Below are 8,724 nucleotides of genomic sequence, written 5' to 3'. Positions count from 1 at the left end.
CTGGTTGGCCTGCGAGTAGGCGATACCGATCTGGCGGACGCCGAAGCCGTACAGGATGTCCAGGCGATCGAGCTCGTTCTCGATCATCGTCGCCGACTCCAGCCCGGCCACCAGCGCCATCCGGTCGTCGCGCTTGGCCGCCTTGATGTCGTCCACGGTCAGCGCGTGCACCACGTAGTCCTGCTTGGCGATGTCCGCGAGCCGCAGGCCGAGGGCGTAGATCATGTCGTTCCACTTCCAGCCGTTCTCGCTGGTGACGCACGACGCCCCGGCCATGAAGTTGTCGAACACGGCGGTCATCCCCGAACGCGACAGGCCCTCGTAGCCGGTACGCTGCCGGCCGGTGCGGTTGTATCGGCGCAGTTCACCGACGTCCTTGGGGAGAACCACCGCGTGCTCGTGCAGTGAGATCACGATGTGCTCGGCCATGATCCGGCTGACCCGTTCGGACTGCTCGGCCGACACCTCACCGTCGTAGGCGGGCACCCGGCCGATCTGTTCGGCCAGCTCGAAGTCGGCGTAGTCGACGCCCGGTTCGAGATAGCCGTAGGCCTGGTGACCGCGGTAGGAGGCGGAAGGTGACTGCATGGCGGTGAATCCTCCAGATGTATTGATGTCGTGGCAGCCCGGGGCCGGGCGCCGGTGACGGTCGGTCATGCCCCGCCGAGGCGGGCCAGGGGGGTCTGCTCGGGGAAGTGACAGGCGACCTCGACGGCCGACGCGGACCCGATCCGCAGAACGGGCTCGGTGTCGGCGCACACGTCCCGAGCCTTCGGGCAGCGCGTGCGGAACCGGCACCCTGACGGCGGGTCGACCGGACTCGGCGGGTCCCCGGCCAGCAGGGTTCGGGTGCGCGAGGCCCGGCCCCGCGGCTCGGGGACGGGCACCGCTTCGAGCAGTGCCCGGGTGTACGGGTGCTGGGGACGCTCGTAGACCTCCCGGCGGTCGCCGAGTTCCACGACCTTGCCCAGGTACATCACCGCCACCCGATCGGAGATGTGCCGTACCACCGACAGGTCGTGCGCGATGAACACGTAGGACAGGCCCAGTTCCCGCTGCAGTCGCCGCAGCAGGTTGACGACCTGCGCCTGCACGGAGACGTCCAGCGCGGAGACCGGCTCGTCACAGACCACGACCTCCGGCTCCAGTGCGAGCGCGCGGGCTATCCCGATGCGCTGGCGCTGCCCGCCGGAGAACTGGAAGGGGTACCTGTCGAGGTGGTCCGGGTTGAGCCCGACCACGTCGATCAGTTCCTTCACCCGGCTCAGCCGCCTGTCGCGGGGCAGCACGTCGGGGTGAATCTCGAACGGCTGCATGAGCAGGTCGCGAACGGTCTTTCTGGGATTCAGCGACGTGTAGGGGTCCTGCAACACGATCTGGACGCTGCGTCGCATCGTTCGCAGCGCGCGGCCCGACGCCGCGTGGACGTCCACGCCGCGGTAGCGCACGTGCCCCGATGTCGGGGTGTCCAGGCCCACGACCGTGCGGGCCAGCGTCGACTTGCCGCATCCCGACTCGCCGACGACGCCGAGGGTCTCGCCGCGCCCGAGGGTGAACGACACGCCGTCGAGGGCCTGCACGGCACTGCGGCGCAGATTCAACAGGCCGCCCCTGACCGGAAAGTACCTGACCAGGGAATCAACTTCGAGCACGACTTCACGCTCGCCCATCGAACACCTCCGCACGCAGATGGCAGGCGCTGGTACGGCCTGCCGCGATCACCTCAAGCCCGGGCTGCTCGGACCGGCACAGGTCGATCGCGATGTCGCAGCGCGGATGGAACGCGCACCCCTTCGGCGTCATCACCGGGTTCGGCGGCGCGCCGGGGATGGCCCACAGCTCGTCGTCCTCCCGATCCGTCCGCGGCATCGAGCGCAGCAGCCCCCGGGTGTACGGGTGAGCCGAGTGTTCGAAGAGCTCCTCCACGGAACCGCGTTCGACGATCCGGCCCGCGTACATCACGGTCACGTCGTCGGCCACCTCGGCGACCACTCCGAGATCATGGGTGATGAGCATCATCCCCATCCCGTTCTCGCGCTGGAGCTCGGTCAGCAGCTCCATGATCTGCGCCTGCACCGTGACGTCCAGGGCTGTGGTGGGCTCGTCCGCGATGAGCACGCGCGGGTCGAGCGCGACCGCCAGGGCGATCATGATCCGCTGGCGCATGCCGCCCGAGAACTGGTGCGGATAGTCGTCGACGCGGCGGGCCGCGGCGGGAATCCGCACCCGTTCCATCAGTTCGATGGCCCGGGCGCGCGCGGCGGAGCGGGACATCCTCCGCCTGACCCGCAGCAGCTCGCCGATCTGATGGCCCACCGTGTAGACGGGGTTGAGCGCGGACAGCGCGTCCTGGAAGACCATGGCGACGCCCTCGCCGTTGACCCGTCGGCGGACCCGCTCGGCCGCGGTCACCAGGTCGGTGCCCTCGAACACGATGCTTCCCGAGGTGATGCTCGCCGGCGGCGTGTCCAGCAAACCCATGATCGCCTGGGCCGTCACCGACTTGCCGGACCCCGATTCGCCGAGGAGCGCGAGCGTACGGCCGGCGAAGACCTCAAGGCCGACGTTGCGTACCGCGCGAACCGCCCCCTCGCGAGTGGCGAACTCCACGCTGAGGTCGTCCACCCGCAGGACGGGCGCGTTCACGGCCTGCCTGCCCGAGGGACGAGCACGCCCGCCCTGGTCAGGAAGTCGCGCACCACCTGCTGGAAGAGTTCCGGCTCCTCCAGCTGGGGCGAGTGACCGGACTTCTCGAACACCACCAGTTCCCCGTCGGGGACGAGGTCGGCGATCGTCTGGGAGGCCGGCACCGGCGTGCGCCAGTCGTGCCGTCCCACGGTCACGAGCGTCGGGCAGGTGATCTCGTGCAGCCGCGGGGTGAGGTCGTAGGCCGGCATGTTGACGCCGAACGCCTCGTTGTGGGTCCTGTAGTGGTAGGAGGTCTGCGCGACCCGCCGCTCGACCGCCTCGGGATCGTAGGTGTGATCGTAGAGGGGCAGGATGGCCCGCCAGTACTCCCTGAACTCCTCGTTGCCGGTGAAGTGGCCGGTGCCGATGCGCTCGATGACCCATTCGGGGATCCGCACCCGGTCCGTCGTCCGGGCCCGCTCGACCGCGAGGTGGTCGTAGTCGGTGTTGGCCGCGGTGTCCCGCAGGACGAGCGCGGCGACGTTCTCCGGATGGGCCAGGGCGTACTCCATCGCGATGAAGCCGCCGTAGGACCCGCCCGCCATGACGATTCGGCCCAGATCGAAGTGCCGGCGGATCGCCTCGACGTCGGCGACCCACTGGGCGTGGCTGAAGGGCCCCGCGTCACCGGACTCACCGGACCCGCGAGCGTCGAAGACGACGACTCGAAGCCGGTCGGAGAACGGCCCGAACGACCGGCGCGGTTCGGCCCGGCCGCCCAGCCCGGGAGCGCCGTGGTGCACGATCATCGCCGGCGCGTTCTCGGGTCCCATGACCTCCACGGCCAGGGGGTTGCCGTTGATCTCCACGAACACCGTGTTCTCCTCGGTCTGTTTCCGGCTCTTCGTCATGGCGCGATCACGTTCTCTTCGAGGCTGCGCGGATAGCCGGTCAACCGTTCGGGGCCCGCGTCGGTGATCAGCACGGTGTCGGAGATGCGGTACCCGCCGTGGCCCGGCACGTACACGCCCGGCTCGCTGGAGAGCACCATTCCGGCCCGGAGCACCGTGTCGTCGCCGTCCTCCACCCACGGCGGCTCGTGCTGCTGGACACCGATGCCGTGCCCCTGGCGGTGCCGGATATGCTCGCCGAGCCCGTGCCCTCTGATGACATCGAGACACTCGCGGTTCACCTCCGCGCAGGTACGGCCGGCGCGCAGGCCCGCCGTGCCGACCTCCTGAGCCTCCGCCGCGACGGCGAAGTAGTGCCGCTGGTCGGCGTTGGGCTCGCCGATGACGAACGTCCGTTCGCTCTCGACGAAGCGGCTGCCGACGGCGGCGCCCAGGGAGAGGATGACGGTGTCGCCGATCTCCAGCCTGCGCCTGCTGGGCAGTCCGTGCGGGTTCGCGGAGTTCGGGCCGGCGTACACCAGGCCGCCGGCCAGCTTCGTCGTGTAGATGACATGGTCGTAGCGTTGGTACATCGTGTCGGAGCCGTACCCGATGACGTGCCGTGCGAGATCGCCCTCGCTCGGCAGCGGGCGCCCCGCGCGCAGCGCGTCCTCGATGAGCGCCCGGCCCGCCGCGAGCATCTCGTCACAGATCCCGGCCGCCTGGCGGTGCCAGGCGAGCTCTTCCGGATGCTTGATGAGCCGCAGGTTCGACACCACCGAACTGGTACGGAGTTCGGCTGTGCCCAACGCCTCGGTCAGCGCCCGGTGGCCGGCGAGGCTGAGCCCGCCCGAGACGCCGATCCGGGCCGCGGGCCGACCTGTGCGTCCGATCTCCCGCGCGAGTACGGCCTCGGCCGGATCGACGCCGGGAAACTCGGCGTAGGTGACGACGTCGGCCTCGATGCGCTGCAGCGCCGCGTACTCCTCATCGAGCTTCGGTACCACGCACAGGGGCCGGCCGTCACGAGGGAACCATAGGTAGACCGGTCGTTCGGTGACGGCGTAGAAGAACCCGGCGAGGTAGGCGACGTCGCTCGGCGCCGTGGCCAGGAATCCGTCCAGACCGTCCTGTTCCAGGGCGTCCCTGAGCGAGGAATGGACGTCCGCGTAGTAGTCAGAAGAAAGGCGCATAGGTCACCGGTCCTTCAGCCGAGGGTCGCGTGAGTCGTTGAATCGCACACCGGCGACCGTCGCCGAGAGCACGAGCAGCAGGATCGCCAGTGACGGGAACAGCGTCTGCCACCACGCGGTGGAGATCACGCCACTGCGCTGGGCGTTGAGGATGATCCGTCCCCACGACCAGGAGTCGGGGTCGCCGAGCCCCAGGAAGCTCAGCCCCGCCTCGGAGATCACCGCTCTGGCCGCGGTGAGCAGCACGCTCACCACGATCAGCGGCACCACGGCGGGCAGCACCTCGCGGGTGACGATCCGCCAGCCTGTCGCGCCGAGCGCGCGGGCGCCGTCGATGTAGGGCATGGACACCACGACCAGGCCGTTCGATCGGATCAGCCGCGCGACCTCGGGCCAGGAGAACAGCCCGATGACGAACGTCAGCGTCGTGACGCTCGGGCCGGCCAGTGCGGTCACCATGATCATGAGCGGCAGCAGGGGGAGCGACAGCATCAGGTCGGTCACCGTGGTGACCCAGGCGTCGGCCCGCCTGGAGTAGGCGCCGAGCAGGCCGAGGGCCGTGCCGATGACGATCGCGATCGCCGACGCCGCGATCGCCACCGTCAGGCTGACCCGGGTTCCCCACACCACCTGGGCGAACACGTCCTGGCCGAGATCGTCGGTGCCGAACCAGTGCGCGACCGACGGCGACCGCAGGATCTCGGAGCCGAGCCCGCCCGGCCGGTCCACGAAGAGCGGGCCGAGCAGGCCGGTCACCAGGAACACCAGCAGCATCGCGATCGACAGCGCGCCGCTGGGCTTGGCCAGGAAGCGCCGGAGGCTCTTCATCGCCGACGGCGGGGTGCTCGCCGCCGGCTCGTCCAGCGCGACGGCACCGGCGGGCCGCGCGTCGGGAGGCATCGCGCTCATGCGCGAATCCTTGGGTTGAGCAGCATGCTGACCACGTCGGTGATCAGGTTCGCGACGACCACGGTGATCGCGAGCATGATGAACGCTCCCTGCAGCAGCGGATAGTCGAGTTGGCCGACGGCCTCGTAGATCAGCCGTCCGACGCCGGGGTAGGCGAACACGGTCTCGGTGAGCACCGCCCCGCCGACCAGGGTGCCGAGCTGAAGACCCATCAGTGTCAGCGCCGGGAGGAACGCGTTGCGCAACGCGTGCCGCCACAGGGTGCGCTGCGGTGACAGGCCACGGCCGCGGGCGCTCTTGATGTAGTCCTCACCGAGGACCTCGAGCATGTTGGTGCGCAGCGTGAGCGCGTACGGCCCGAGCTGCACGACCACGAGGCTCAGCAGAGGCAGCGCGAGATGGTGGAACAGACTGATGTACGCGTCGACACCCCGGGTGTCGGGGTCGATCGCGCCGCCGATCGGGAACCAGCCGAGCCACGAGCCCGCGACCACGAGCAGCAGGATCCCGATGCTCGGGACGAACAGCGCGTGCCCGGTGATCCCGAACATCTGCACGACCCTGTCGACGCGCTTGCCGCGATGGGCGGCCGCGTACACGCCGAGCGGGATGCCGAGCACGATGGTCAGCACGAACGCCGAACCGGCCAGGAGCGCCGTCCACGGCAACCGCGACACGATGATGTCGGTGACCGGCTGGAGCTGCCTGAACGACGTGCCGAGGTTGCCCTGCAGCAACTCGGTCAGATACAGCCAGTACTGCATGAGCATGGGCTTGTCCAGCCCGTACTGCTCCCGCAGCGCCTGCTGCATCTCGGGGGTCATGTCCCCCTCGACGACCAGAAGGGTGGGATCACCCGGCAGCAGTCGAAGCAGGAAAAACGTCACGGTGACCGCGATCCAGATGGTCAGGATCGCACGCATCGCCCTTCTGGCGATGAATCCAGCCATGGGGTGACCCCACCTCCTCTCCGTTTCTCGCCTCAGCCGACGGGCCGGACCTGCGACAGCGAGTAGCCGGTCACCATGCCGAGCAGATCGCTGGGCGAGGGCTGGAAGCCGGTGAACTTGGCGGCGTTGTAGGCAAACTGGATCTTCTCGACATAGAGCGGCGTCAGCAGCGCCTGCTCGTGCACGTAGCCGTCAAGCTCCTTGATCTTCCCCACGAACTCGTCGTGGTCGGTCGTGACGGCGGCCTCGTTGATGAGCTTGTCGAGCTTGGGATCCTTGACCAGGTTGTAGTTGATGCCGCCCGGGTTGCTCGACAGGTAGGTGCTGCGGAGCTGGTCCATCGGGTTGTCGAAGACGGCCCACTGCGAGACGTCGATGTCGTAGTCACCGCTCTTGGTCCTGCTGAGGAACGTGTTCCGCTCGACGCACGACGCGACGAGTTCGACGCCGGCCTTGGCCGCGTCCTCCCGCACCACCTGGGCGACCCGGGTCAGGTTCGGGTTGCTCTGGTCGCAGACCATCTCCAAGGACAGGCCGTCGAGCTTCCCGTCGCCGTTCTTGTCCGCGTACCCTTCCTCTTCGAGCAGCTTGCGCGCGGCGGCCGGGTCGAACGGGTACGGCTCGAGCTCGGTGTTGTCGTACTCCCCGAAGATCGGTGAGATCGGGCCGGTCATCGCCGAACCCTCACCCTGCAGCACCGTCGAGATGATCGACTTGGTGTCGACGACCATCGACAGCGCCTGCCGGACCTTCGGGCGAGCCAGGTGCTCGTTGGTGACGTTGTAGGTGATGTGGGCGAAGCCCAGCGAGCCGACCTCCTGCAGCTTGATCTTCTTGTCGCCGCTGAACGAGGCGACGGCCGAGGCGGGCACCGGCGTGCCCATCAGGTCGATGTCGCCGTTGCGCAGCGCGAGCTGCATGGTGTTGACGTCCGGGTACAGCCGGTACTCGACGGTGTCGACGGCCGCGCCGCCCGCGGGCGCGTAGGGGTACTTGTCATTGCGCGTCATCACGTAGCGCTGACCGGGCGTGGCGCTCTTCAGGATGTACGCGCCCGCGCCGACCCAGTCGGAGTTGTTGGCGAACTTGGTGATGTCGCCGGCCTTCTCGAAGATGTGCTTGGGGACGACGGACATCCAGAAGCCCACGCCTTCGGCGAACGGCGCGTAGGGCTGGCTGAGCTTGAAGACCACCGTGGTGGCATCGGGCGTCTCGATGCCCTCGACCCAGGTGAGCTTCGCGGCCACGTTCCCCAGCTTGTTCTTCATGATCGTCTCGGCCGAGTACTTCACGTCGGCCGACGTCACCGGGGTGCCGTCACTCCACACGAAGTCGTCGCGCAGGGTGAAGACGACCGACTTGCCGCCGTCTTCGTGGGTGTACTCGCTGGCGAGCTCGGGGACCTTCTTGGCGTTCTCGTCGATCCGCAGCAGGTGCGGGTACATCGCGTTGAGAATCCAGTTGTCGGTCTTGCTCAGCGACTGCAGCGGGTTGAAGTTCGCGACGTCGGTGGTGGTGCCGATGCGCAGCGTGGTGGAGCTGTCGCCGCCGGCCGGCTTCGAGGCCTCCTGGCCCTCGTTGAGGCCGCACGACGTGAGCGTCAGCGCGGTCACGACGGCCGTGACGGCGCCGGACAGGCGTCCGAGGGTACGCATGTTCACCAGACTTCCTTGAGTACGCGCAGGATGTTCCCGCCGATGACCTTGCTGATGTCGTCGTCGCCGTAGCCGTGCTTGACGAGCCAGCCGACGATGTTGGTGAAGTTCTCCGCCGGGTTCTCCATACCGGCCACGTACGGCACCCGCGGGTGCTCGACATGTCCGTGGGCCTGGCCGATCGAGAGGTGACCGGTGAAGGAGTCGTGCAGCCCCACATGGTCGCCGAAGTTGGTGTCGGGGCCGAAGGCGACGTGGTCGATGCCCACCAGGTCCACGCAGTAGGTGAAGTGGTCCATCACCGACTCCAGGGAGTGTTCGCGGTGCTTTTCCGACAGCGTGGTGTGCGGGGCCGCCTCCAGGCCGATGACGCCGCCGCGTTCGGCGCAGGCCTTGATGACCTTGTCGGGCTTCATCCGGTTGGTCGGCCAGATCGCGCGGGCCCCGGCGTGGGTGATGAAGACCGGTACGGTCGAGTGCTCGATGACCTCCAGGCTCG

At 68.5% G+C, this 8,724-nt stretch carries 9 protein-coding genes; all 9 read right to left on the bottom strand.

Annotated elements, in window-relative coordinates; all coding sequences use genetic code 11:
- The coding region (locus tag ACWD3H_RS47110) for a membrane dipeptidase (protein ID WP_355618481.1) at positions 1 to 588 on the bottom strand (588 nt) is incomplete at its 3' end.
- 65 nt (positions 589 to 653) lie between these two features.
- Entirely contained in the window at positions 654 to 1,670 is a 1,017-nt protein-coding gene (locus tag ACWD3H_RS47105; protein WP_355555561.1) for an ABC transporter ATP-binding protein, read from the bottom strand.
- On the bottom strand, positions 1,657 to 2,646 hold the full coding sequence (locus ACWD3H_RS47100; RefSeq protein ID WP_355555563.1) for an ABC transporter ATP-binding protein: 990 nt from the start codon (positions 2,644 to 2,646) through the stop codon (positions 1,657 to 1,659). The genes ACWD3H_RS47105 and ACWD3H_RS47100 overlap by 14 nt, the downstream gene beginning before the upstream one ends.
- Positions 2,643 to 3,539 (bottom strand): alpha/beta fold hydrolase, encoded by an 897-nt coding sequence (locus ACWD3H_RS47095; protein ID WP_451959715.1) that lies wholly within the window; start codon positions 3,537 to 3,539, stop codon positions 2,643 to 2,645. Before ACWD3H_RS47095 ends, ACWD3H_RS47100 begins: the two co-directional genes overlap by 4 nt.
- Positions 3,536 to 4,711 carry a M24 family metallopeptidase gene (locus tag ACWD3H_RS47090; protein ID WP_451959714.1) on the bottom strand — a complete coding sequence of 392 codons (1,176 nt, stop codon included), beginning with the start codon at positions 4,709 to 4,711 and terminating at the stop codon, positions 3,536 to 3,538. The genes ACWD3H_RS47095 and ACWD3H_RS47090 overlap by 4 nt, the downstream gene beginning before the upstream one ends.
- Positions 4,712 to 4,714: 3 nt before the next feature.
- A complete protein-coding gene (locus ACWD3H_RS47085; protein WP_451959713.1) occupies positions 4,715 to 5,620 on the bottom strand; it encodes an ABC transporter permease in 906 nt (301 codons plus the stop codon).
- Positions 5,617 to 6,570: an ABC transporter permease gene (locus ACWD3H_RS47080; RefSeq protein WP_355555571.1), complete on the bottom strand. Its 954-nt coding sequence runs from the start codon at positions 6,568 to 6,570 to the stop codon at positions 5,617 to 5,619. The genes ACWD3H_RS47085 and ACWD3H_RS47080 overlap by 4 nt, the downstream gene beginning before the upstream one ends.
- A 32-nt stretch (positions 6,571 to 6,602) precedes the next feature.
- On the bottom strand, positions 6,603 to 8,225 hold the full coding sequence (locus ACWD3H_RS47075) for an ABC transporter substrate-binding protein (RefSeq protein ID WP_451959716.1): 1,623 nt from the start codon (positions 8,223 to 8,225) through the stop codon (positions 6,603 to 6,605).
- 2 nt (positions 8,226 to 8,227) lie between these two features.
- A partial coding sequence (locus ACWD3H_RS47070; RefSeq protein ID WP_451959712.1) for a dipeptidase occupies positions 8,228 to 8,724 on the bottom strand: 497 nt, incomplete at its 5' end.

Source organism: Streptosporangium sp. NPDC002607 (genome assembly GCF_053592655.1).
Note: the sequence above shows the minus strand (reverse complement) of the source record. Positions and strands in the feature narration are given on the sequence as shown.

Excerpts from the sequence above, each read along its gene's own strand:
- ACWD3H_RS47105 (WP_355555561.1), bottom strand. The coding sequence starts at position 1,670 with ATGGGCGAGCGTGAAGTCGTGCTCGAAGTTGATTCCCTGGTCAGGTAC.
- ACWD3H_RS47095 (WP_451959715.1), bottom strand. The coding sequence starts at position 3,539 with ATGACGAAGAGCCGGAAACAGACCGAGGAGAACACGGTGTTCGTGGAG.
- ACWD3H_RS47090 (WP_451959714.1), bottom strand. The coding sequence starts at position 4,711 with ATGCGCCTTTCTTCTGACTACTACGCGGACGTCCATTCCTCGCTCAGG.
- ACWD3H_RS47085 (WP_451959713.1), bottom strand. The coding sequence starts at position 5,620 with ATGAGCGCGATGCCTCCCGACGCGCGGCCCGCCGGTGCCGTCGCGCTG.
- ACWD3H_RS47080 (WP_355555571.1), bottom strand. The coding sequence starts at position 6,570 with ATGGCTGGATTCATCGCCAGAAGGGCGATGCGTGCGATCCTGACCATC.
- ACWD3H_RS47075 (WP_451959716.1), bottom strand. The coding sequence starts at position 8,225 with ATGCGTACCCTCGGACGCCTGTCCGGCGCCGTCACGGCCGTCGTGACC.